Origin of the sequence: Asaccharospora irregularis DSM 2635 (assembly GCF_900129815.1) — a bacterium.
Taxonomy (GTDB): Bacteria; Bacillota; Clostridia; order Peptostreptococcales; family Peptostreptococcaceae; genus Asaccharospora; species Asaccharospora irregularis.
This window is the reverse complement of sequence record NZ_FQWX01000031.1, coordinates 1-25,621: the sequence shown is the minus strand read 5'-3', so window position 1 is coordinate 25,621 and position 25,621 is coordinate 1. Positions and strand designations below refer to the sequence as shown.

General features: G+C 30.8%; 19 protein-coding genes, 2 rRNA genes and 1 other annotated feature. Of the genes, 1 reads left to right on the top strand and 20 read right to left on the bottom strand.

Features of this window, described 5'->3' with window-relative positions; all coding sequences use genetic code 11:
• The 18 genes from BUB34_RS10265 to BUB34_RS10185 form a co-directional block, all read right to left on the bottom strand.
• On the bottom strand, positions 1–619 hold a 619-nt coding region (locus BUB34_RS10265), incomplete at its 3' end, for a GTP-binding protein (RefSeq protein WP_143153374.1).
• A gap of 71 nt (positions 620–690) precedes the next feature.
• Positions 691–1,338: an RNA polymerase sporulation sigma factor SigH gene (gene sigH, locus BUB34_RS10260; protein WP_073127029.1), complete on the bottom strand. Its 648-nt coding sequence runs from the start codon at positions 1,336–1,338 to the stop codon at positions 691–693.
• A 61-nt stretch (positions 1,339–1,399) separates the two neighbouring features.
• Entirely contained in the window at positions 1,400–1,927 is a 528-nt protein-coding gene (locus BUB34_RS10255; protein ID WP_073127027.1) for an NYN domain-containing protein, read from the bottom strand.
• A 2-nt stretch (positions 1,928–1,929) separates the two neighbouring features.
• Positions 1,930–2,670: a 23S rRNA (guanosine(2251)-2'-O)-methyltransferase RlmB gene (gene rlmB, locus BUB34_RS10250; RefSeq protein ID WP_073127025.1), complete on the bottom strand. Its 741-nt coding sequence runs from the start codon at positions 2,668–2,670 to the stop codon at positions 1,930–1,932.
• Between the two features lie 12 nt (positions 2,671–2,682).
• Entirely contained in the window at positions 2,683–3,441 is a 759-nt protein-coding gene (gene thyX / locus BUB34_RS10245; protein WP_073127023.1) for an FAD-dependent thymidylate synthase, read from the bottom strand.
• Between the two features lie 233 nt (positions 3,442–3,674).
• Positions 3,675–4,088 carry a Mini-ribonuclease 3 gene (locus BUB34_RS10240; protein ID WP_073127021.1) on the bottom strand — a complete coding sequence of 138 codons (414 nt, stop codon included), beginning with the start codon at positions 4,086–4,088 and terminating at the stop codon, positions 3,675–3,677.
• Entirely contained in the window at positions 4,073–5,470 is a 1,398-nt protein-coding gene (gene cysS / locus BUB34_RS10235) for a cysteine--tRNA ligase (protein WP_073127019.1), read from the bottom strand. The genes BUB34_RS10240 and cysS overlap by 16 nt, the downstream gene beginning before the upstream one ends.
• 161 nt (positions 5,471–5,631) lie before the next feature.
• Positions 5,632–5,784, bottom strand: a complete 153-nt coding sequence (locus BUB34_RS13350) for a hypothetical protein (RefSeq protein ID WP_200787918.1) — start codon at positions 5,782–5,784, stop codon at positions 5,632–5,634.
• A gap of 661 nt (positions 5,785–6,445) precedes the next feature.
• The gene (gltX, locus tag BUB34_RS10230; RefSeq protein WP_073127017.1) at positions 6,446–7,927 is read right to left on the bottom strand and encodes a glutamate--tRNA ligase; all 1,482 of its coding nucleotides are present in this window, start codon (positions 7,925–7,927) and stop codon (positions 6,446–6,448) included.
• Between the two features lie 389 nt (positions 7,928–8,316).
• On the bottom strand, positions 8,317–10,029 hold the full coding sequence (locus BUB34_RS10225; RefSeq protein ID WP_073127015.1) for a proline--tRNA ligase: 1,713 nt from the start codon (positions 10,027–10,029) through the stop codon (positions 8,317–8,319).
• 149 nt (positions 10,030–10,178) lie between these two features.
• Positions 10,179–10,384: a binding site (T-box leader), on the bottom strand.
• Positions 10,385–10,465: 81 nt separating this feature from the next.
• On the bottom strand, positions 10,466–10,945 hold the full coding sequence (ispF, locus tag BUB34_RS10220; protein ID WP_073127013.1) for a 2-C-methyl-D-erythritol 2,4-cyclodiphosphate synthase: 480 nt from the start codon (positions 10,943–10,945) through the stop codon (positions 10,466–10,468).
• 68 nt (positions 10,946–11,013) lie between these two features.
• Positions 11,014–11,694 (bottom strand): 2-C-methyl-D-erythritol 4-phosphate cytidylyltransferase, encoded by a 681-nt coding sequence (gene ispD / locus BUB34_RS10215; protein ID WP_084120363.1) that lies wholly within the window; start codon positions 11,692–11,694, stop codon positions 11,014–11,016.
• An 83-nt stretch (positions 11,695–11,777) separates the two neighbouring features.
• A complete protein-coding gene (locus BUB34_RS10210; RefSeq protein ID WP_073127009.1) occupies positions 11,778–12,860 on the bottom strand; it encodes a PIN/TRAM domain-containing protein in 1,083 nt (360 codons plus the stop codon).
• A gap of 98 nt (positions 12,861–12,958) precedes the next feature.
• The gene (disA, locus tag BUB34_RS10205) at positions 12,959–14,029 is read right to left on the bottom strand and encodes a DNA integrity scanning diadenylate cyclase DisA (RefSeq protein ID WP_073127007.1); all 1,071 of its coding nucleotides are present in this window, start codon (positions 14,027–14,029) and stop codon (positions 12,959–12,961) included.
• A 2-nt stretch (positions 14,030–14,031) separates the two neighbouring features.
• A complete protein-coding gene (radA, locus tag BUB34_RS10200; RefSeq protein WP_073127005.1) occupies positions 14,032–15,405 on the bottom strand; it encodes a DNA repair protein RadA in 1,374 nt (457 codons plus the stop codon).
• A gap of 70 nt (positions 15,406–15,475) precedes the next feature.
• Positions 15,476–17,986 (bottom strand): ATP-dependent Clp protease ATP-binding subunit, encoded by a 2,511-nt coding sequence (locus BUB34_RS10195; protein WP_143153375.1) that lies wholly within the window; start codon positions 17,984–17,986, stop codon positions 15,476–15,478.
• A 360-nt stretch (positions 17,987–18,346) separates the two neighbouring features.
• The gene (locus BUB34_RS10190; protein ID WP_073127001.1) at positions 18,347–20,281 is read right to left on the bottom strand and encodes an elongation factor G; all 1,935 of its coding nucleotides are present in this window, start codon (positions 20,279–20,281) and stop codon (positions 18,347–18,349) included.
• A 472-nt stretch (positions 20,282–20,753) separates the two neighbouring features.
• The gene (locus BUB34_RS10185; RefSeq protein ID WP_073127000.1) at positions 20,754–24,191 is read right to left on the bottom strand and encodes a pyruvate carboxylase; all 3,438 of its coding nucleotides are present in this window, start codon (positions 24,189–24,191) and stop codon (positions 20,754–20,756) included.
• Between the two features lie 728 nt (positions 24,192–24,919).
• On the opposite strand from BUB34_RS10185, the gene BUB34_RS10180 reads away from it, so the two are divergent.
• Entirely contained in the window at positions 24,920–25,138 is a 219-nt protein-coding gene (locus tag BUB34_RS10180; protein WP_073126998.1) for a hypothetical protein, read from the top strand.
• Positions 25,139–25,271: 133 nt separating this feature from the next.
• Here the strand turns inward: BUB34_RS10180 and rrf are convergent.
• Both rrf and BUB34_RS10170 read right to left on the bottom strand, forming a co-directional pair.
• A 5S ribosomal RNA gene (rrf, locus tag BUB34_RS10175) occupies positions 25,272–25,388 on the bottom strand.
• Between the two features lie 100 nt (positions 25,389–25,488).
• Positions 25,489–25,621: ribosomal RNA gene (locus tag BUB34_RS10170) — 23S ribosomal RNA — on the bottom strand; the annotation flags it as partial.

The following is a 25,621-nucleotide window of genomic DNA, read 5'->3' as shown; positions in this document are numbered from 1 at the left end:
TTTCTGGTTCTGGGATGTATGCATCTATTTGCTCGAATAATTCTACTATTTTATCTCCCCATGCTGATTTTGGATCTTCTAATGCCATTAATGCTGATCCTCTTACTATTGGAGTGTCATCTCCTGGGAATTCATATTCATTTAATAAATCTCTTATTTCCATTTCAACTAATTCTAATAGTTCTTCGTCATCTACCATATCACATTTGTTTAAGAATACTACTATGTATGGTACACCAACTTGTCTTGATAATAGTATATGCTCTCTTGTTTGTGGCATTGGTCCATCAGTTGCTGAACAAACTAATATAGCACCGTCCATTTGAGCTGCTCCTGTTATCATGTTTTTAACGTAGTCAGCATGTCCTGGGCAGTCAACGTGAGCGTAGTGTCTGTTTGGTGTTTCATACTCAACGTGAGATGTTGATATTGTGATTCCTCTTTCTCTTTCCTCTGGAGCTTTATCTATGTTAGCAAAATCTACTGCTTCTCCTAATTGATATCTATCATGTAATGTTCTTGTTATAGCAGCTGTTAATGTAGTTTTACCGTGGTCAACGTGACCTATTGTTCCTATATTAACGTGTGGTTTACTTCTTTCGTATTTAGCCTTAGCCATTTGAAATACCTCCCTTAGGTTATCATTAATTTAATTACGCTTACAATAAGCTTATGGTAAGTATTTTACTATTAATCATTTCTGTTTTCAAGATGTTTTTCTAATTTTCTCTTGACCCTTTGAAGGGCATTGTCAATTGATTTAACATCTCTTTCAAGTTTGTTAGCTATGTACTGATATGACTTACCATTTAGATATAATTCTAAAACCTCTAATTCTAAATCACTTAATAGCTCATGCATCTTAGTTTCTATACGTCTTAACTCTTCTTTGCTTATTATAAGCTCTTCTGGATCCGTAACTATAGTAGTAGCTATAATATCCAAAAGTGTTCTATCTGATTCTTCATCGTATATCGGTTTATTTAAAGAAACATACGAGTTTAACGGTATATGTTTTTGTCTTGTTGCTGTCTTTATTGCAGTTATTATTTGTCTTGTTATACATATTTCTGCAAAACATTTGAACGAATTTGTTTTTGTCCCATCAAAATCTCTTATTGCCTTATAAAGGCCTATCATTCCCTCTTGAATTATGTCTTCTTTATCTGCACCTACCAAAAAATATGATTTAGCTTTTGCTTTCACAAAATTTTTGTACTTCATAATAATATATTCTAAAGCTATTTTATCCCCTTTATTTGCTTTTAATACTATATTATATTCATCTTGCTGGCACTCATCTAAAAAATCATAATCCTTATCTTTAGCTAATAACATGTAAATCTCCCCCATATAAAACAGTTTATAGCTATATTATAGTCTAACAAATCTAGTATTTTCAACGCTTTCTACGAATGTTCTCAAGTTTCGACAAAGTCTCTTTATCTAACCTATCTTCTAACCAATTTCTATCTATTTTTTTCCTGGAACTGCTATTTTTATCCTTTAATCGACTCTTAGCTTGATCTAGATCTAGCTTTAGTTCTCTAGCTGTAATCCTAGCAGCCCCTTTCCCTAAAACTATTTGTTGCTCGGCGTAATCATTAGTAGCTACCTTTACACTATCATATCTAGATATAGAGTCCATAAATTTCTCTATATAACTATCAGCTGTCTGATGTTCCTTTGTGTACACTACAGTTATATGTTTTCTTTTTTCAACCTTTTCTCTTGAGTTTTTTACGTTGTATGCATCGAAAACTATTATTGCCTTATGCCCAGTAAACTCTGAGTATTCAATAATATCGCCTATTAATTTTTCTCTCGAGCCTTCTAAATCCTCTTTTGCCAATTCCTTTAAATCGTCCCATGCGTTTATAATATTGTAACCATCTACAATTAAATAAGAGTTTATTTTCCTCTTCATGTTTATTTATTTACTCTACCTGATCTTTGTTTGAAGATTTCATATAGAAGAATTCCTCCTGCAACAGATGCATTTAGGGAAGTAACCTTTCCTATCATAGGCATCTTTACAGTAAAATCGCAATTTTGTTTTACTAATCTAGATATACCAAACCCTTCACTCCCAATAACCAAACCTAATGGTCCTGTTAAATTTTGTTCATAAAAAGTTTGTCCATCCATATCAGCTGCTGCAATCCAAAGTCCTTCTTCTTTTAATCTTTTTATTGTATTGACTATATTGGTTACCTTACAAACTGGTACATATTCTACTGCTCCTGCAGATGCCTTTGTTACAACAGGTGTTATATGTACTGATCTTCTCTTTGGTATTATTACACCATGTGCACCCACTGCATCAGCAGTCCTTATTATAGAACCAAGATTATGAGGATCAGTTATTTCATCTAGAATAATAAAAAATGGATCTTCTTTTTTTTCTTTAGTCAATTCTATTAATTCGTCTAATTCATAATACTTATGCTCGCTTACATTGGCAATAACGCCTTGATGCGAATGACTTGTACTTATTTCGTCTAGTTTGTGTTTGTCTACATATTGTATTATTATATTTTTTTCTTTAGCCATAGCTATTATTTTCTTTATGGAACCTTCCTTTGCTGAGGAAGCTATCATTATTTTTTCTATTTGTCTATCATTTTTTATCGCTTCTATTACGGGATTTCTCCCTTCTATGCTTGTCAAACTTTCCACCACCTACAGATTTTTGAATTTTTCCCTTACTTCTACTATTCTCCCACAAGTCATCTTACCTTCTGGGCAACTTCCATTCACACACTTTGGCCCTTTGCTCTTGAATAATATAGGAGCAACTTCTCTAACCTGCTTTAACATCTCTGTAGCTACTTCTCTTATCTCCCACTGAGCTCTTTCACAGCATCTATGTTCAAAGAAGTTATATAGACTTCTTATATTCATAGTAACTACTATTTTTGTTTCACATGCATTAGGGAATACATACCTAGCATCTTCTATAGCTTTTTTTTCTGCTTTTCTAGAAGCCTCTTTTTCACTATCTCCCGAATTTACTAGCTCATCATAAGTTTCTTTAAACAAAATTTCTACCAACTCATTATAAGCTTCTTGATCTTTTTGCATAGATTCTATAAATACCTCTCTAGCTTTTTTAATCTTATTTATTTCCGGGGGGATTATGTATTCAAACTGGTCTAATTTAACATATCTTTGACTTTGCTGTGAATAACTAGCTATACGGTGTCTCACTAATTGATGAGAACAACTTCTTGATATTCCCTCTATACCAAAGGTAAATGAAACATGTTCTAATGGGGATGCATGTCCTAAACTTATTAACATATTTAGAAATCTTTCTACATTTTCTGCTGTTAAATTGCTTTCTATTTCTTCTATTCCAACTTGAGAATAGCATAGTTTCGCTGCCATAGATATGACCTTTTCTGGTTCAGGTGTATAAGCTAATAACTTAACTTTCATATCTTTGTACCTCCTGTCATTACTTTATAAGTCTATTATACATTATTTAGTTGATAAGCGGAAATTATACTTACCTTTAAATCTCCTAGCAATATAATTTCTATAATTAAAATATATCTATAGAAATAATAGATATAGAGTTAAAAATAGGTTGTCTTAAAATATACACTAAGTTTTCAAACAATTGCAAAATTGTATATAAAGCTTAATTTTAAGACAACCCCGATTAGTTTTTATATCGATTTTTCTATAATTTCTATTCCTTTTTCAATTATATATTTTAGCCTATCACTTTCATTGTTCAAATATAAATATCCAATTAGTGCTTCAAATCCTGTAGCATGCTTGTAGTCTATTATATCTGCATTTTTAGGCGATGTATTTGATTTTTGGTTTCTTCCTCTTTTATAAATTCTACGTTCTTCATCTGTCAAATCTTTTTCTATTTCATGTATTATATCAGCTTGAGCTTTGGCCTTAACGTATTTTATAGCACGTTTATGAAGATCATTAACTTTTCTTTGATTGTTTTGCTTTATCAAATATTCTCTTATATATGATTCATAAACCGTATCTCCTAAGTAAGCTAAAACTAACGGAGATAAAGTAATTAATTCTGATTTATCCATTATTATATCCTTTTCCACTTAACACCCTGTCTAGTATCTTCTAGTACTATTCCTTTGTCTAATAGTTTTTGTCTTATTTCATCTGCTAATTGGAAGTCTTTATTTTTCTTAGCTTCCGTTCTTTGATTAATCAAATCTTCTATTTCAGCATCTACTGAGTTATTGTTACTTTTATTAACTATGTTTAAAACTCCTGTCAATTCATTGAATTCTTCTAAACATTTCTTAGCGAACTCTAAAGAAGAGTTTTCATCGACATTAGAATTTACAAATTTTGCTAATTCAAATATTATACTTATACCATCAGCTGTGTTTAAGTCATCATCCATAGCCTCTATAAACTTCTGTCTAAATCCGTCTAATTCAGTAAGAAGCTCTTTTTCCTTTTCACTTACACCTGATTGTTCTAAATTATCTATTGTAAATTGTAATTTTTCTTTTGTATTGTATAATCTTTCTAAGCCAGCCTTAGCTTGATTTAACATCTCATCACTAAAGTTTACCGGGTTTCTATAATGAGCTGATAACATGAAAAATCTCACTATCTCTAAATCATATAACTTAGATATATCTCTAACTGTAAAGAAATTACCCTTTGATTTACTCATTTTCTCATTATTTATATTTATATAACCATTGTGCATCCAATATCTTGAGAATGGTTTTCCACTTCTAGCTTCACTTTGAGCTATTTCATTTTCATGATGAGGGAACGTTAAGTCCTGACCTCCAGCATGTATGTCTATAGTTTCTCCTAAATATCTATTAGACATAACTGAACACTCTATATGCCACCCTGGTCTACCTTCTCCCCAAGGACTTTCCCATCCTGGTTCTCCTTCCTTTTTAGCCTTCCAAAGTACAAAATCCATAGGATGTCTTTTTTGGTCGTTTATCTCAATTCTTGCTCCAGCTTCTAATTCGTCTCTTTTTTGTTTTGAAAGCTTTCCATAACCTTCAAACTTATTAGTATCAAAGTATACATCTCCATTTACTTCATACGCGTATCCTTTGTCTTCTAAGTCAGTTATAAACTTTATAATTTGTTGTATATTGTCAGTTACTCTAGGGTGAACACTAGCTCTTTTTATACCTAGTCCATCACAGTCGACAAAGTATTCATTTATATATTTACTTGCAACTTCTTCTGGAGATATACCTTCCTCATGTCCTCTTTTTATTATTTTATCATCTACATCTGTAAAGTTTTGAACATAAGTTACGTCATATCCTCTATATTCAAAATACCTTCTCAGGGTATCAAATATAATAAATGGTCTAGCATTACCTATATGAATATAATTGTAGACAGTTGGTCCACATACGTACATTTTTACCTTTCCTTCTTCTAACGGAACAAATTCTTCCTTTGTTCTAGTCAGTGTATTATATAATTTCATACTCATCACCTCACTGTATTGTTATAACTTTCCACTAAGAATTATATAATATATTATAGTTTAAATACCCGATAATTAATAGTATTACTATTATATCTGCAAAATATTGAAAAATATATATTAATCATACCATAGAGTAGCATCTAGATATATATATCTATTTACTCCTGTAAGAACAAAATCTTTTTAGATGTACATTTTTCAAATGTATCCTGAGTTATTACTTCTTCCTCTTTCAATCTCTCTAAGATAATCACGTATTCTGAGCATAGTTCTTTTAATTCTTTCTTTAAATCATCTATATTAGTATACAAAGTGATTCCTCCCCAATTTTAAAACAGACAACAGATAACTCATTATCTTATTTACCCATATTTAGTTATTTTAAAATATACCTATTCTAAAATAGATATATTTTTAGTTTTGAATAACATTTCTCTAGAGTCGCATCTATATTTAATAATTCCTATAAAATTCTTATTCTAAATTTTTAACTATAAATATAAACTAGTGTTAACTAATTTATCAATCTATTCTTAAAAAATCATAATAATCTAAAACTTTGATATCCTAAAATTCTTGGATAGATAATAAAACTTCTTCCTACACTATTTTTGAGGCTTGAATTTTTAAATATATATCTAAGATTCATTTAATATCGTGCTTTAAACTATATAATTTTATATAAAAGGTAATTTTTTAAAATTCCGAGTATGCAATTTCAATACAATTTATATAAATTAACTTATCACTAATTTAAAGTTAATTATTTTTCATTTTGAAACTCCCTCTAAAATTTTAAATTTTACTTTTTACTTATTAGTATTTTTACGCAGGAAAAATACCTGTTATTTAACAGTCTTATAAATATATATTAACTATAAACTTTGAAAATCCTCCACTTTTAGTGATAAATGTTTTCAACAAAAATTAACATAAAAAAAAGCCCACCCTCAAGTAGTGGACTTTTTACAACTATAAAATATTATTTTTTACATAAATTATTCTATTTAAACAATTTTCTTTTCCTAAGACTTCCATTGTTTTTGGAAGATCTGGACCATGCATTTGCCCTGTAAGTATTATTCTTGATCCCATGAATAAGTTTTTGCCCTTTATCCCATGTTCTTTTTGTATTTCTTTAAACATTGCTTTTACAAAGGCTTCATCTACTACTTCGGCATTATTTGTTTTTTCTTCTAATGCATTAATTAGTGTAGGTATGTGTTCTAATTTTAAGAAATCTCTACATTCTTCTGTTTCTAACTCTACCTTATCACCAAAGAATATATTTGCATGATCTTGTATTTCTTTTACATATTGTAGCTTTTCTTTTATTACAGATATCATTTTTGTCAAGAAATCGTATTTAGTTGATGCTTCTTCTTCTGTTATAAATCCACCCTCTATTAAGAATGGTATCGCTAAATCTGTTAAATACTCATCATCTGCATCTTTTATATAATGTTGGTTAACCCAATTTAATTTTTCTGTATCGAATACTCCACCACTTTTGGATACTCTCTCTATAGAAAAGGCTTCTTCTAATTCTTTCATATTGAATATTTCCTGATTATCTTCTGGAGACCAACCAACTAATGCCACATAGTTTACTAATCCCTCTGGTAAATACCCTTTTTTCTTGAAGTCTTCTACTGCAACATCACCTTGTCTCTTACTTAATTTTTTCTTTTCTTTATTAAGAATATTAGGTAAATGTACAAATACAGGAGCGTCCCATCCAAATGCCTCATATAAATAAACATGTTTTGGAGTTGATGATACCCACTCCTCACCTCTTATTATATGAGTTATTTTCATTAGATAATCATCTACAACAACTGCAAAGTGATATGTTGGGAATCCGTCTGTTTTTATTAATACTTGATCATCTAAATCATTAGTATTAAATTCTGTTTCCCCTCTAACCAAGTCAGTAAACTTTATAACATGGTTTTCTGGTAATTTTAATCTTATAACATACGGTTCTCCTGCATCTATTTTAGCTTTTACTTCCTCTTTAGAAAGTTCTCTACAGTGACCATCATATTTTGGTGTTTCTCCTGCTTCTTTTTGTTCTTCTCTTACTTTATCCAGTCTCTCTTTAGTACAGAAACAGTAGTATGCCTGTCCATTATCTAATAATTGTTTTATATACTTTTGGTATATATCAAGTCTTTGAGATTGAACATAAGGTCCATATTCCCCTGATTGTGTTACTTTTCCATCTTCGCCTAATATAACACCCTCGCTATGGTTAACGCCTGCCCAATTCATGGCCTCAAGCATATTTTCTATAGCTCCATCTACTAGTCTCGTTTGATCTGTATCTTCTACCCTTAATATATACTCTCCGCCCATTCTTTTTGCAAATAAGTAGTTGTATAAAGCTGTTCTTAAACTACCTATATGAACAAATCCAGTTGGACTTGGAGCAAATCTTACTCTTACACTCATAACCTTACCTCCTAATAATATTCCTTTGCTTATAATACCAAAATAATTCTACTATATCCAATATTATTTTGTCCAATTTGACAAAACGCAAAGCATATCTTTTTACTTAGTTATATATACATTACTTTTTTTAATTTTCATATCCTTTTTTATACCTAAATTATATTCTTTTTTATACCTAAGTTTGTAGTTAAATATAATTTCTCAGATACTAATTTAACTGTTGATAAATTAGTATCTTTAGAAATTAAAATAGTATATATATCCACATATAAACCTAATTACTATTAATTATGTGGATTATATATACTATTTACTCTTTAAATTAATCTAAATCAGTATTCTACTTAGAAATTGTAGTATTCCTATTTAAATATTACTTTTCTAAATTATCCTAATCTTACGTTGTTCTTTTCAAATTCTGATTTTACTCTGTCTTTTATATCTTCTAGTTTGATCAGTTCTTTTTCTTCACTGTTTCTTAGCTTAAATTCTACTTGACCTTCAGATATATCCTTACCTATAGTTATTCTCATTGGTATACCTATCAATTCTGAATCTTTGAATTTAACTCCTACTCTTTCATCTCTGTCATCTAATAACACTTCTACACCCATATTATTTAATTCATTGTATATTTTTTCAGCAGCTTCTATATGTTCTTCTTTCTTCATGTTTACTGGCACAACCACAACATGATATGGAGCTACAGATAATGGCCATGATATACCGTTCTCATCGTTGTGTTGTTCTATTATAGCTGCTGCAGTTCTCTCTACTCCTATTCCATAACAACCCATAACTATAGGTTTTTCTTTTCCCTCTTTATCTATATAAGTTGCCCCCATAGATTTTGAATATTTAGTTCCTAGCTTGAATATGTGCCCAACCTCTACACCTCTTGCTATTTCCAAGCTTCCTCCACAAGAACACTTATCTCCTTCTTGAACATTTCTGAAGTCTCCAACTATACCGTCAAAGTCTCTTCCATAGTTAGCGTTCTTTATATGGTAATCAGTTTTGTTTCCACCAACTCCTATATTGTTTTGATTAGCAACTTCTTTATCTATAAATACATAGTCTGCTTTTATTCCTATTGGTCCTGCAAATCCAACCGCTGCACCTGTAACTTGTTTTACTATTTCTTCTCTTGCTAGGTCGAATTCAACAACTTCACCTATTGCATTACATACCTTCACTTCGTTTACTTCTCTATCTCCTCTTACAACGACTACCACTGTTTTTCCATCTGCCTCATATATCAATGTTTTAGCAAGCTTATTTGCTTTTACATCTAAAAACTTCTCTAAGTCAGCTATAGTAACTACCCCTGGAGTATGAACTGGGTTTAACTCCTTCATCTCTTCTTTTTCAGGTATAATACTCTCAGAAACAGCCTTTTCCATATTTACTGCATAGCTACAACTATCACAGAATACTATTTCATCTTCTCCAACTTCTGATTTAACCATGAATTCTGCTGAAGTAGATCCTCCTATAGCTCCTGAGTCCGCCTCAACAGGTCTATTGTTTAAATCACATCTAGCAAATATGTTTGTATATGCTTCATACATATCCTGATATGATTTATCTAATCCTGCTTCATCAACATCGAAACTATATGCATCCTTCATTGTAAAAGATTTTGTTCTCATAACACCAAATCTTGGTCTTCTTTCATCTCTATACTTTACTTGTATTTGATAAAGATTTAATGGAAGTTGCTTGTATGAACTAATTTCTTGTCTTATTATATCTGTAAATACTTCCTCATGTGTTGGCCCTAGACAGTAATCTCTCTCATTTCTGTCTTTTAATCTAAACATCTCTTCTCCCATTGCAATCCATCTACCTGATTCTTTCCAAAGTTCTGAAGGTATTAATGCTGAACACAGTATTTCTTGACATCCTTTAGCTTCTAATTCTTCTCTAATTATATTTTCTATTTTTCTAAAAACCCTTATTCCCATTGGTAATTGATTATATACCCCAGATGCCATTTTTTTGATCATACCAGCTCTTAACATAAGCTGATGACTTGTAATTTCTGCATCTGCAGGAACTTCTCTTAATGTAGGTAGTAACATTTTTGACATTCTCATTTTACTTTTCCTCCTAAAATTTTGATTATTGAGTGTATTTATTGTTAAAATTTTATTTATTTTGAGTGATATCTAGGTAACCTACTCAACAACACTAAATTTACTTTATTAGGTATTAAAAAAACCTTTCGTCTCTATATTGATATCAATATAGAGACGAAAGGTTCTACTTCCGCGGTACCACTCTAGTTAGCTTAAAAGCTCTCTTTATAGGATATAACGGTCCTTCCCGTAAAAACTTGTTACCGTCTTTAAGCTAAAAGATTGGTTCAAAGACTTCCCCTTGGAAACTCTCACCACTGTTTCCTCTCTGTAAAGATTTCATCTTTTACTATTTCCTTATTGTAGCTTTTAGATTTATTCTAATAATTTATAAAACAAATTATCAAAATTGTTAGTATTTTTTATATTATTATTAATAATATATCATTTAATATTAGTTGTCAACCTTAACTAACAAACATATACTCTGTGCGGATATGCCCTCCTTGGCACCAGTAAATCCAAGCCCCTCTTCAGTAGTCGCCTTGACATTCACATTTTTTAGGTCTGTTTTTAGTGCATTTGAGATATTTTTTCTCATATTATCTATAAAGGGAGCCATTTTCGGAATTTGCGCTATAATAGTACAGTCTATATTCCCTATTTCATATCCATTAGATATTATTAAATTATATACATTTTCCAGTAATATTATACTGTCTATTCCTTTATATTTTGAATCTGTATCAGGGAAATGTTTACCAATATCACCCAAGCCTAATGCTCCTAGTATTGAATCCATAACGGCGTGCGTCAGTACATCAGCGTCTGAATGACCCAACAGGCCTTTTTCATGAGGAATATCTACCCCTCCTATTATTAACTTCCTTCCTTCAACTAGTTTATGTACATCATAGCCTAACCCTACTCTCATATAATAACCTCTTTCCTTTTATATTTATAAAAACTCATGCATTAGTATAAATCTAAAACTATGTAAAACTAAGCTCTCTTATTTATTATTTCTTTAGCAAAATCTAAATCCTCCGGGCATGTTATTTTTATATTTTCATAACTTCCCATAACCATCGAAACACTTTGACCTATATATTCAACTAACATAGAATCATCTGTACCATAATAATTATTTTTGTATGCTTCCTGATAAGCCCTCATTATTATGTTGTAATCAAACACCTGAGGAGTCTGAGCTAGCCAAAGTTTACTTCTCTTCGGTGTCTCTTTTATAACTCCATCTTCTACAACTTTTATAGTGTCTTTTGCCGGAACACCTACAACTACTGCCTTTTTCTCCCTAGCAACTTGTATAGATTTATCTATCGTTTGACTATCTACAAATGGTCTTGCGCCATCGTGTATAAGTACTATATTACAAGATGTGCTTACTTCCTTTAATCCATTATATATAGAGTCTTGTCTTTCCTTTCCTCCGTACGCAATTTTTATATTATTGAAGTTATATTTATCTACTATATTTTTAATAAAAAAATCTTTTTCTTCTTCCCTTATGCAAACTACTATTTCATCTATGTTTTTATTGTTTATGAATACCTCTATAGTACGGGCTATCATTTCCTTGCCATTTAATTTTATAAATTGCTTGTTTATATCTGTATTCATTCTTTTTCCACTTCCAGCAGCAACGATTATGACACTGTTCATCATTCATCCTCCCGTTTTAAGTTATATCAAATAGAGGATGATAATCTATATAAATCACCATCCTCCTGCAAACAACACTATTATTAATTTTTAGGTTTACCAAATATCATTCTACCTGCTGGAGTTTGTAGTACAGATGTAACCAATACCTTTATTGTTTCACCCATATATTTTCTACCTCCATCGACAACTATCATAGTACCATCATCAAGATATGCAATACCTTGGTTCATTTCTTTTCCTTCTTTAACTACTTGAACCACCATATCTTCACCTGGTATAGCTACAGGCTTTATTGCATTTGCAAGTTCGTTTATATTTAAAACCTCTACTCCCTGGAACTGTGCCACTTTATTTAAGTTGTAGTCGTTTGTAACTACCTTCCCATTTATAGTCTGGGCAAGTTTCAGTAATTTACTATCAACCTCAGAAATATCTTCAAAATCTCTTTCGCTTATCTCTACTTCTATCTTTAATTCTTTTTGTATTATATTTAATATATCAAGCCCTCTTCTTCCTCTTACTCTTTTTAAGTCATCAGAAGAATCCGCGATATGTCTTAACTCTTCTAAAACAAATGCTGGGATTATAAGCTTTCCTTCTATAAACCCGGTTTTACATATATCCGCTATCCTACCGTCTATTATTACGCTCGTATCTAAAACTTTTGGAGAAATCCCTTTTACTTCTTTTTTACTTCCTTTTTCTTTGATTGTGTTAGATAATCTACTCAGTTTGCTGATATTGAATAAATCATCTTTACTCTTAAGAGCTATTCTTATTCCTAAGTATCCCATAAATATGTATGTTATTAAAGATAATAGCCCCCCTATAATTGGTATCTGATTTATTAGACCACTTAATAAATATGCTATAACAAATCCTACTATAAGTCCTATAGACCCTAACAATACATCTGTTTGGGGATATTTCGAAATTTCCTTATCCATAATTTTAGCTGCTTCTTTAACCTTTTTTACAACCCAAGGCTCTATAACATAAAATAGTAAACCTATAACTATCCCTACTGCTATGGCTGCTGCAAATCCATATATCTCTCTTCCAAAGGTAAGTTGTTTAATATCTTTCATCAGTTTTAGGTAAGTAGTCGATCCTAGTATAAGCCCAAGCATCCCTACGCACACTCTTATTACTTTTCTTATCAATATTCCACCCCCTATTTTATATAGTCGATATTTTCTTATTATAGACTAAATGTTATGTTATGTTCAAGGACAAAGTTGTAAATTTCATCTAAAATTCATCATATATGTCTATCTAATAATACCAATTGTTTCATTTTTATAAGACCATTTTTTATATATGTTGCCCTTATTTCACCTATTCCTTCTACGTCATCTAGTTCTTCTATTGACGCATCTAAAATATCCTGGAAGTTTTCAAAATAATTTACTAAATTTTCTATTATTGTAGACGGTAGTCTATGAATCTTACTTAAAACCCTATGACCTCTTGGTCTTATAGGCATGTCCATATTTTCCGAGAATCCACTATAACCTAAAAGTTTTGCCATATTTATAAGATCAATTAATTCATCTGGTGTTAAATTTTTTACTTTTTTTCTAAATTCACCTACATCTTCGTCACTCTTGCTATAATCCTTAAATATTAACTTTATGTCCTCTTTAGTTGTTCCCATTAGCTCCTCTAACTGCATACTTACTAATGTTCCTTCATTTCCTAGTTCTATTACATACTTTTCTATGATATTTGTCACCCTCATTACCATTTCCATCTTTTGCATAACAAGTGCAACATCATAAATTGTCACCAAATCATTAAACTCTAAAGCATTTAAGCTTATAATAGCCTGGTCCAAAACTTTCTTATACTTTTCTAATGTCTGCAAAGCCTGGTTAGCTTTTGTAAATATTTTTGATATATCCTCTACAACATATTTATTTTCTCCTCTGTATACAGATATAACATTTCTTCTTTGAGAAATTGCTATTACAATAGCTCCCGTTTGCTTTGCTACCCTTTCAGCAGTTCTATGTCTAGTTCCTGTTTCTGATGTTTCAATAGAATAATCTGGTATAAGTTGTGCATTTGCAACGAGTATTTTTTTTATATCACCGCTAAGAACTATAGCTCCATCCATTTTAGCTAACTCATATAAATATGCTGGAGAGTATTCAGCATTTATACTAAATCCTCCATCAACAACCTTCATAATTTCTTCACTTGTGGCTATTACTATAAGCCCCCCTGTCTTTGCTTTTAGTACATTATCAAGCCCTTGTCTAAGCTGAGTCCCAGGGGATATCATTTTCAATGCCGCTATACTACTTTTATTACTTAAAAAGTCATCCATCGCTATTTTTTACCCCCTAGTACTATATTTATAGCCTGTCTTAGATTGTCTACAGGTAAAATTTCTATTCCCTTAACATCTTTTACTACTTCATAATTACTTCTTGGAATAACCATTTTGGTAAATCCAAGTTTTCTACATTCAGAAATTCTTTTTTCTATAAAGCTAACTGCCCTTATTTCTCCTGTCAGTCCCACCTCTCCTGTAACCACTATCGTCTCATCTACAGGTATGTTCTTAAAACTGGAAGCTACTGAAATAGCTATACCTAAATCAATAGAGGGTTCATTTATTTTTATTCCTCCAACTATATTTATATAAACATCCTGGTTTTGTATTTGAAGTCCAACACGCTTTTCTAGTACCGCCAGCAATAGTGCTACTCTGTTATAGTCTACACCTGTCGCCGTCCTTTTTGGTATTCCAAAACTAGTTGGTGATACCAGTGCTTGCAGTTCCAAAAGCATAGGTCTTGTTCCTTCTACAGTGGAGATTATAACCGAACCCGCTACATCTTTAGGCTTTTCCGATATTAAGATTTTTGAAGGATTTTCGAGTTCAATTAATCCAGTATCTCTCATCTCAAATACACCTAATTCATTAGTCGATCCAAATCTATTTTTTACTGCCCTTACTAGTCTATAAGTATTGAATCTTTCTCCTTCAAAGTAAAGAACAGTGTCAACCATATGTTCTAATAACTTTGGTCCTGCTAAGGATCCTTCCTTTGTTACATGACCGACGATAAAGGTTGATATCCCCATCTTCTTTGAAATTTTCATAAACTTGGATGTTCCTTCTTTAATTTGACTCACAGTGCCTGGTGCCGACGATATTTCTGGGCTATATACGGTTTGAATGGAATCTAAAATTATAAGATTTGGATTTATATTTTCTAAATGAGCTTCTATTATGCTTAAATTATTTTCTGCAAATATATATAGGTTTTCTGAATTAATACCTAATCTTCTCGCCCTCATTTTTATCTGAGATTCAGACTCTTCTCCTGATATGTATAGTACTTTTTTTCCGGAGTTAGATACATTACTCGATACCTGTATCAGTAGTGTGGATTTACCGATACCAGGATCCCCTCCTACAAGAACCAATGAACCCTTTACAATTCCACCCCCAAGAACTCTATCCAATTCCTTTATCTGGGTTGTAAAGCGTTCCTCTTCTTTAGTTTCTATCGAATTTATACTAATCGGTTTCGCAGACCCTTTATCTATAAAGAAAACTTCTTTTTTTGAGTTCTTCTCTTCTACCTCTTCTACAAGCGTGTTCCATCTCATGCACTCAGGACATTTCCCAAGCCATTTCACTGTTTCATATCCACATGATTGGCACACATATTTAGTTTTTACTTTTGCCATTAAAAAATCACCCTTAATTCACTAATCTACTATAATAATTTTAGCATATGTGTGGAATAATATGTGAAATTTATACCTTTTTAAGTAATTTTTCTCTATTATTTTCAACTTCAATTACTATTTCATCTAAATCCCTTGTTACTATAGCTTTTTTACCTCTCTTTAATTTTCCCATAAGTATTATATCTGAAAGCTTATCCTCTAGTTCTTTTTGTACTGCTCTCTTTAGTGGTCTTGCCCCATATTCTAAGTCTAACCCCGATTTAGTAATAAGCTTTATAGCTTCTTCCCTTATCTCCAGGTCGATATCCATACTCTTTAATCTATTTTTTAAATTTCTACACATTAGCTCTACTATTTTTTGTATATCCCTCTCAGTTAACGAATGGAATACTATTATATCGTCTATCCTGTTTAAAAATTCAGGCCTAAACTTTTGCTTTAAATCTGTCATTATATTTTTTTTCATCATTTCGTATTTATTAATAGCTATTTCATCCTTATTTTCTACTGCAAAACCTAATGTATTTCTTTTTTTAATAAGGCTAGCCCCTACATTAGATGTCATTATTATGATTGTATTTTTAAAGTCAATAGTTCTTCCTTTTGAGTCCGTTAAAATACCATCATCTAGAACTTGTAACAATATATTAAACACATCAGGATGAGCTTTTTCAACTTCATCAAATAATATTACAGAATATGGATTTCTTCTAACCGCCTCTGTTAATTGTCCGCCTTCTTCATGACCGATATAACCAGGTGGCGAACCTACCATTCTCGATACCGAATGTTTTTCCATATATTCTGACATATCTATTCTTATTATCTTATTCTCACTTCCAAACTGTGCTTCTGCAAGAGCTTTAGATAATTCTGTTTTACCTACTCCTGTTGGTCCCAAAAATAAAAACGAACCTATAGGTCTATTTGGATCACTAATCCCAGCCCTAGACCTTCTTACTGCCCTTGATATGGACTTTATTGCCTGATCCTGACCTACAACCCTATTGTGAAGTATCTCCTCAAGATTCAATAGTCTCTCAGCTTCTTCCTCTACTATCTTGTTTACAGGTATTCCTGTCCATAACTCTACCACTCGAGCTATCGACTCTCTATCCACCACCCTTCTATTTACAAGTGGGCTGTCTTGTTTACTTTTTATATATTCTAACTCTTCTTTTGCTTTTATTTGAGAATTTCTTAGCCTAGCTGCTTTTTCAAAGTTTTGAACTCTGATTGCATCTTCTTTTTCTTTTATTATTTTTCTAAGTTTTTCCTCTATTAAGTCTATCTCCTCTAAGGCACCGACCTTACTTAATTTGACCATTGAAGATGCCTCATCTATTAAATCTATTGCTTTGTCTGGTAGATATCTATCACTTATATATCTTACGGATAATTCAACTGCTGAATTTATAGCTTCATCACTTATTTTTACCTTATGATGTTCTTCATACTTACTTCTTAAACCTGCAAGTATCTTTTTTGTATCCTCCTTGCTTGGCTCTTTTATTTTAACTGGCTGAAATCTTCTCTCTAGCGCAGGATCTTTCCCGAAGTACTTTCTGTATTCATTTATAGTTGTCGCACCTATGATTTTTATTTCGCCTCTTGCTAATGCAGGTTTTAGTATATTAGAGGCATCCATTGAGTTCTCTCCTGTGCTTCCAGTTCCTATCATTGTATGAACTTCATCTATAAATAATATTATATCTTTATTTTTAGATACTTCCTTTATAACATCTTTTACTCTATCTTCAAACTCTCCTCTATACTTAGAACCCGCTAATAAAGATCCCATTTCTAATGTATATATAGATTTATTTTTAAGGGTATCCGGTACATTCCCTGATACTATATTTAATGCTAACCCTTCTATTACCGATGTTTTACCTACACCAGGGTCTCCTATAAGTATAGGGTTGTTCTTTGTTCTTCTACTTAAAATCTGTATAACTCTCTTTATTTCCTTATCTCTTCCTATAACTGGATCTATATTATTTCCCTCTGCATATAGGGTTAAATTTACTCCATATTTATCTAGTAACTTTGATGTAGGTTTTGACTTTGTCTCAGGTTCTATATTTGTATAATAACTATCTCTAGAGTAACTCTCTTTTGAGAAATTATCTTGGGAGTAAACTTCTAGTCCAATCATATCTATTATGAATTGAACTACTAATTTACTATCTATTCCTGCATTTTTTAGTATTTTAATTCCCTGTCCTTCTCCCTCTTGTATCATAGCAAGTAGTATATGCTCTGTTCCTATGTAATCTGTCTTTAATTTGTTAGCAAAAATTCCTGCTAACTCTAATATTTTTTTACTTCTCTGACTTAATGTAATGTTTTCTGGTGTAATTGAACTACTACCATTTATCTCAACTATTTTATCTTGTGTATACTCTTCTGTTAATCCTATTTTTGTTAGTACTTTAAAAGCAATCCCTTCTTTTTCTTTAATTAATCCAAGCAATATATGCTCACTTCCTGCAACACTGTTACCTAATTCTTTTGCAGATGATAAACTTAAATCGATTGCCTTTCTAGCTCTCTGGGTAAATCTGTTTAAATACATCATATATTCCTCCTGTTTTTAACACAGTTTATAGATTACATACCTTATATTGTATTGTATAATTTTTCTATTATTCCTATTATTTCTCATATCGAATAATTTAAACCTTACTTACTTTATATTTATTTTTTATTTTTCAACTATATTACTAAATTTTATACAATATGATTATTTAAATATCTCCAGGTATGTACTTAATCTCTATTTAATGTTATAGAATATAAAAACTGTCTCTATTTAGAAATTAAATCCTCATTAAAGATTTGACTCTACTTAGAGACAGCCTGTATTTTTATAATTCTTAATAAATTTTATTTAAACAGATTCTAACTATATACACTTTGAGAAAGTGTATTTATATTATTTTGCATCTTCTATTATTTTTTTTGCTATATATTCTGGAACTTCTTCATATTTATCTAATTCCATTTCAAAACTTCCTCTTCCCTGTGTCATTGATCTTAAATCTATAGCATATTTAAATGTTTCACTTTGAGGAGCTTGAGCATATATTACTTGTTTACCTTTATCATCTGGTTCTACCCCAAGTATTTTTCCTCTTCTCTTGTTTATATCCCCCATTACATCTCCTGTATATTCCTCAGGAACTGTTATTTTAAGCTTCATTATAGGTTCTAATAATATTGGCTCAGCCTGTTCCATTCCCTTTTTAAACGCTATATTAGCTGCAAGTTTAAATGCCATTTCTGATGAATCTACGTCATGATATGATCCATCATAAAGAGTAGCCCTTATATTTGTTACAGGATAACCAGCTAGTATACCCTTAGACATAGATTCCTTCAGCCCCTTTTCGACTGCTGGAATATACTGTTTTGGAACTGAACCTCCAAATATCTCCTCGGCAAACTCAAAGTCATCGTCGCTTCTTTCAAACTTTATTTTTACATCTCCATATTGTCCATGTCCTCCAGATTGCTTTTTATGCCTTCCTTGTACATCTGATTTTCCTTTTACAGTTTCTCTATATGCTACCTTTAAGTCACTTAGTTCTACATCAACACCAAACTTTTCTTTCATTTTATTTTTCATATTTTTGATATGTAACTCCCCTTGTCCACCTACCAAGGCTTGTTTTGTTTCTGTATTTCTATACCAGTGTAATGTAGGATCTTCCTCAACTAATTTATTTAATACTAATCCTATTTTTTCTTCGTCTCCCTTATTTTTAGGATATAGTGCATAGTATATCTGTGGTTTAGGCAAATCTATTGCTTGTAATAAACTTTCACCTTTATCTTTAGCTATAGTATCACCGGTATTAAGAGAATTTAGCTTTGTCAACACAACTATATCTCCTGCTTTAGCTTTATTCACTTCTAGCATTTCACCATTTCTAGGAATATATATATTTAATATCTTTTCTTTTACTGACTTGTTTAAGTTAAATACATCTACATCTTTTGTTAGCTCACCCTGAGTTATTTTTAGATATGATATTTTCCCTATAAATGGATCAATTTTCGTTTTAAATACAAATCCCTTAAATTGATCTTTTTTATCTAATTCATCAACTTGTTTTGACTCTACATACTTAGATATTGTGTCTAATATTTCTTTGGTTCCTATATTATTTATAGTAGATCCACATATTACAGGAATAATGTCTCCTCTTTGTATACCTATAATAATTCCTTTTTGTATTTCTTCTTTGGTTAATTCCTCTCCACTAAAGTATTTATCAAGTATCTGATCGTCAGTCTCTGCTACTAGCTCCATCAAAGCCTCTTTTATATGGATAATTTGTTCTTTAAATTCACCTTCTAGGTCATCTATATTTTCAAATACGTTGTGAAGCTTTATAAACTTTTTGTCCTTGTACATAGGGCTAATCATTGGCACTATTTTATTATTATATTTTTCCCTTAACATAGCTATTGCATCTTTATATCTAGCCTTATCATTATCTATTTTATTTATAAACATAACTTTAGGAACATTTTCTGTTAGTTCTAATGCTTTTTCTGTACCTACCTGTATAGGTGATGTTGCATCTATTACTATTACAGCAGCATCACTGGCTTGTATTGAAGATAATACATCGCCACTAAAATCAAAATAACCTGGAGTATCTAGTAAATTAAATTTGTATCCATTATGTTCTACAGGTTTTAATTCCATACTATACGTCATATTCGTTTTGTCAGTCAATTTTGGTGTCTTATTAGTAAGATTTGCTGTGTAAGATATTGCTTCTATTAGATTTGTTTTTCCACATCCACTATGTCCTAGTACTACTATATTCCTTACTCTGTTACTATCATAGACATTCATATAAGCACCTACCTTTTAAAATTTATACAAACTTTAATAAATAAATTTATATTAACTTTAAGCTAATATCTAGTTTTACAATTGCCTTTAAAACCGTAAACTCCTTTTATATGTAAGTGCAGGTGTTGAAGTGGTTATATTGATATGACATTCCCGCTATTCTTCATTTGTATCGCGAATGTATTTCTGATATTTCCCAAGAAATATTCTGTGCTTATATCATACAAACATATGTTACATTTGAATTGATACACATTTATATATCTTAATATATTCTAGTTTTTTAGATATATTCCTATTTAAGGTACAAGTTCTACATATATTTATATTCTCCTTCTTTTTTAATTAAAAATTTAACTTATAAACTTAGTCCTAAAACATATTATTAAAGTAAAATTAAAATGACTGCCCCAAAATACAATTTACTTTGAAGCAGCCACTTTTTGTTATAATATATTTATTTTTTCATTTTTTATTTATTTTTCATTCTTATTAGCAATTGCTTATCTCCAACTACCTCATCTTCACTAACCTTAATTGATTTAACTATACCATCAGCCTTAGCCACTATATTAGTTTCCATCTTCATAGCCTCTATAACTATCAGCGGTTGGTTTGCTTTTACCTCTTGACCCTCTTCTACCATTATCTTAACAACTTTTCCTGGTATACTTGCTCCTATTTGCAGTGGGTCATTCATATCAGCTTTTACTATATCTTTTATTTTTCCTGAGAAGTTCTTGTCTTTTACTTCCACTTCTCTTATCATGCCATTAAGTTCAAAACCTATCGTTCTATGTCCATTTTCTTTAGGCTCACCTATATCTACTAGTTTAATAGTAAGTATTTTTCCTTCTTCTATTTCAACTTCGCATTCTTCACCTTTAGCCAATCCATAGAAGTAAACATCACTTTCAAGCTTAGATATATCATTATACTCTTGCAGATGTTTTATATAGTCTTCGTATACCTTTGGATATAAAGTATAGCTAAGTATATTTCTTATGTTTGCATTTATTCCAAACTTTTCATCTAAGTAAGATTTTACTTGATCAAAATCTTCGTTAGGTATTAATAAACCTGGTCTTTCTGTGATAGCTTTTTCTCCTTTTAAAACAATTTCTTGCATGTTTTTTGGAATTCCACCCTCTGGTTGACCTATCATACCCTTGCAATAATCCACTACTGAATCAGGGAAAGAGTGATTTTTACCTTCTACGAATATATTGTTTTTATCAAGTTTGTTCTTTGTCATAAATATAGCTAAATCTCCAACAACCTTAGAAGATGGAGTAACTTTTATTATATCTCCCAATAAATCATTTGCTTCTTTGTATTTTACTTTTACTTCTTCAAATTTATTACTTAAACCTAAACTATCAAGTTGTGGTTTTAGGTTTGTATACTGTCCTCCAGGTATTTCATATTTGTATATTTCAGCTGAAGGATTACGTAATTCACTTTCAAACTTACTATAAACTTTTCTTAAATCTCTATAATAAGCTCCTATTTCTTCGTATCCGTATAAATCTATATTTGTGTCTCTTTCTGTATTTTTAAGAGCCTCAACTATTGCGTTTATTGAAGGTTGACTTGTAAGCCCTGCCATTGTTTCTAAAGCCCCATCTACTATATCCACGCCAGCCTCAGCAGCCATTAAACAAGTAGCAACTCCATTTCCACTAGTATCATGAGTGTGTAAGTGTATTGGTGCTTTTACATTTCTCTTTAGCTCTTTAATTAATGTATACGCAGCATATGGTTTAAGTAGACCAGCCATATCCTTTATACATATAATATCAGATCCTAGTGATTCTAATTCTTTCGCCATTCTTACATAGTAATCTATGTCATACTTAGTTTTACTACTGTCTAATATATCCCCTGTATAACACATAGTTGCTTCAACTATTTTACCTGTTTCTAGAGCAGTTTCTATAGATGGTTTCATATTTTCTACCCAGTTTAAAGAGTCAAATATTCTAAATACATCTATTCCTTGATCTGCTGATTCCTTTAAAAATTCTCTTATTACATTGTCAGGGTAATTCTTATATCCTACACCGTTAGATGCTCTAAACAACATTTGGAACATTATATCTGGTATAGCTTTTCTTAACTTTTGTAGTCTAATCCAAGGAGATTCTTTTAAGAATCTATATGCAACGTCGTAAGTAGCTCCACCCCATAACTCTAAAGAGAATAAATCTTTCATATACTCTTGTGTTGGTTCAGCAACCTTTAGCAAATCATAAGTTCTAAGTCTTGTTGCTAGTAATGATTGGTGTGCATCTCTCATTGTTGTATCTGTTATCAATAATTTTTTTTCATTTCTTATACTTTCGATATAATCTTTTTTGCCTAATCTATCAAATAAAACCTTACTTCCCTCTACTTTAGCAATATCAGTTTTTATTTTTGGTTGGTATAATTGTTCAAAGACTGGCTTATCTTTGCATCCATTATCATTTACAACAACATCGCCTATAAATTGAAGTAACTTAGTCCCTCTATCCTTGCTCTCTGCTATATCAAATAAATCAGGATTCTCATCTATAAACTTAGTACTACATTTACCTTCTTCAAATATAGGATTATTTAATACATTTACTAAAAATCCTATATTTGTTTTTACCCCTCTTACTCTAAGTTCTTTTATTGATCTTTTTGTTTTGTTTATAGCTCCTTTAAAAGTTCTATCCCATGATATAGTCTTAACTAGTAAACTATCATAGTGAGGGCTTATATTCGCTCCTGTAAACCCATTACCTCCATCTAGTCTTATCCCAAATCCAGATCCTGTTCTATACACTTGTATCTTCCCTGTATCAGGCATAAATTTATTTTTAGGATCTTCAGTTGTTATTCTACATTGTATAGAATATCCTCTTACTTCTACACCATCTTGAGATTTAATATTTATTTCTTCACTGTCTAATCTATATCCTTGAGCTATTAGTATCTGACTCTGAACTATATCTATGCCTGTAACCATCTCTGTTACAGTATGTTCAACCTGTACTCTTGGGTTCATCTCTATAAAGTAATGCTCTCCGCTTTCATCAACTAAGAATTCTAATGTACCTGCGTTAACATATCCTACATGATTAGCTATCTTTATAGCATCATTACATATAGCTTCCCTCACCTTTGCGTCTAAAGAGAATGCTGGAGCATACTCAATTATCTTTTGATGTCTTCTCTGAACAGAGCAATCTCTTTCGTATAGATGAACTATATTACCATACTTATCTCCTAGTATTTGAACCTCTATATGTTTAGGATTTTCTATATATTTTTCTACGAATATAATATCCTTACCAAATGCCTTTCTTGATTCACTACATGCAGTTTCATATTCTAAATCTAAATCTTCTTCGCGGTAAACTATTCTCATACCTCTACCGCCACCGCCATTAGAAGCTTTTAACATAATAGGATAGCCTATTTTGTTCGCAACTTCTTTTGCTTCCTCTGCTGATTTTACCGATTTATCAACTCCAGGAATAGTATCAACATTAACCTCTTTAGCTATTTTCTTAGAGTTTATTTTGTCACCCATCATATTCATAATGTCTGCTGATGGTCCTATGAATACTATTCCATTTTCTTCACATTTACGAACAAACTCTGGATTTTCTGATAAAAATCCATACCCAGGGTGTATAGCATCAACATTTTTCTTTTTCGCTAAGTCTATTATTCCGTCTATATCTAAATAAGCATCTATAGGTCCTTTATCCTCTCCTATTAAATAGGATTCATCTGCTTTTGTTCTAAATAAACCATATTTATCTTCTTTGCTGTATATTCCTACACTCTTTATACCTAACTCAGAACATGCTCTAAATATTCTTATAGCAATTTCGCCCCTATTGGCAACTAGCACCTTGTTAAATTTTTTAAGCATATTATTCCCTTCTTCCATAAATATTTTATAATATTAAAGATTATAGCCTAAAAAACTTTATTTTTGAAGATGTTTAGGCAAGTTCCTTAATTAATAAGATAAATTTATAAATATAAATAACTTTAAGGGTATATAAATTAAATTCACCATAATTAAATTAAGGAGATTTTAGTACGTTTTCTAACTATAATCGGATATAAATATATTTTTTATGTTTTAAATATAATAATTCCTATGTTTTCGAACTTAATTTTTATAATCCTTAATATAGTTCGCATATTTAAATTCTTTTGTAATTTATACCTTTATATACTACTTATGTTTTGTTAAAATCTCTCTTTAAATCATCAATAAAAGATTCAAGGTACACAGATAAAACAAGCATCTAAAAGTTAGAAGGCAACCTTATCTAAGAATAGATTGCAGCCTAGCTTTAGAAAGTTAACCTGTTAAAAAAGTCTCTATCATTAATATATAAGTTAATTATTGAAATTATGTAGGTATAAACATGATAGTGGTAATAACCTAACTATTTTTCTGTACGATATAAAAAGTTAAATCTCATTAAAAAATACAAAAATAAGACAACTGAGTTCAAATATATGAAAAGTATTGAGTTGTATAAATTTTGTGTTAACATAGGAGTGTTAGAGTTTAAGTAAACTCTGAGTTTAAAATAAATTTTTAATAGGTTATAAAAAGAGGAATTCTCTATTGGAGGAATATTTATGTATATGAAAAAAGGTACAAAACTAAAAAAAGTAAGAAAGATTGTATTCACAATTTATTTAATAGCATTACTATTTATAGCTATTATGTTTTTTATGGGATTAACAGATGAATCATTTCAACCAGTGGTAACTTATATGATAAGAAAATGGAGTTGGTCATTAATATTTACATCACTATTATTTTGTTTATTAGGATACATATACAGAAAAAAATAAACTCTTTGATAAATAATGCTTATTAAATCAATATTTAATTTTTTAATATATCATCTAGTAACATTTGATATGTATCTTAGTTTTCTTATGCATTTACAAGTTAAAACATAATTTATTTAATAAAAAAAAGATTACGTGGCTACGTCCTGCTCTCCCAGGCAGTTGCCCACCAAGTACCATCAGCGCTAAAGAGCTTAACTTCTGTGTTCGGAATGGGAACAGGTGTATCCTCTTTGCTATAATAACCACATAATCTTTTATAAAAAGAATTAATTATTTAATTTTATAAACTATATAACTAAATATTAACACTTTCAAAACTGTATATATATCAGTGAATGAATCATATATTGGTCAAGTCCTCGATCTATTAGTATCAATAAGCTAAATACATTGCTGCACTTACACCTTTGACCTATCAACCAGGTAGTCTTCCTGGGATCTTAACCTTGCGGTGGGAAATCTTATCTTGAAGTTGGCTTC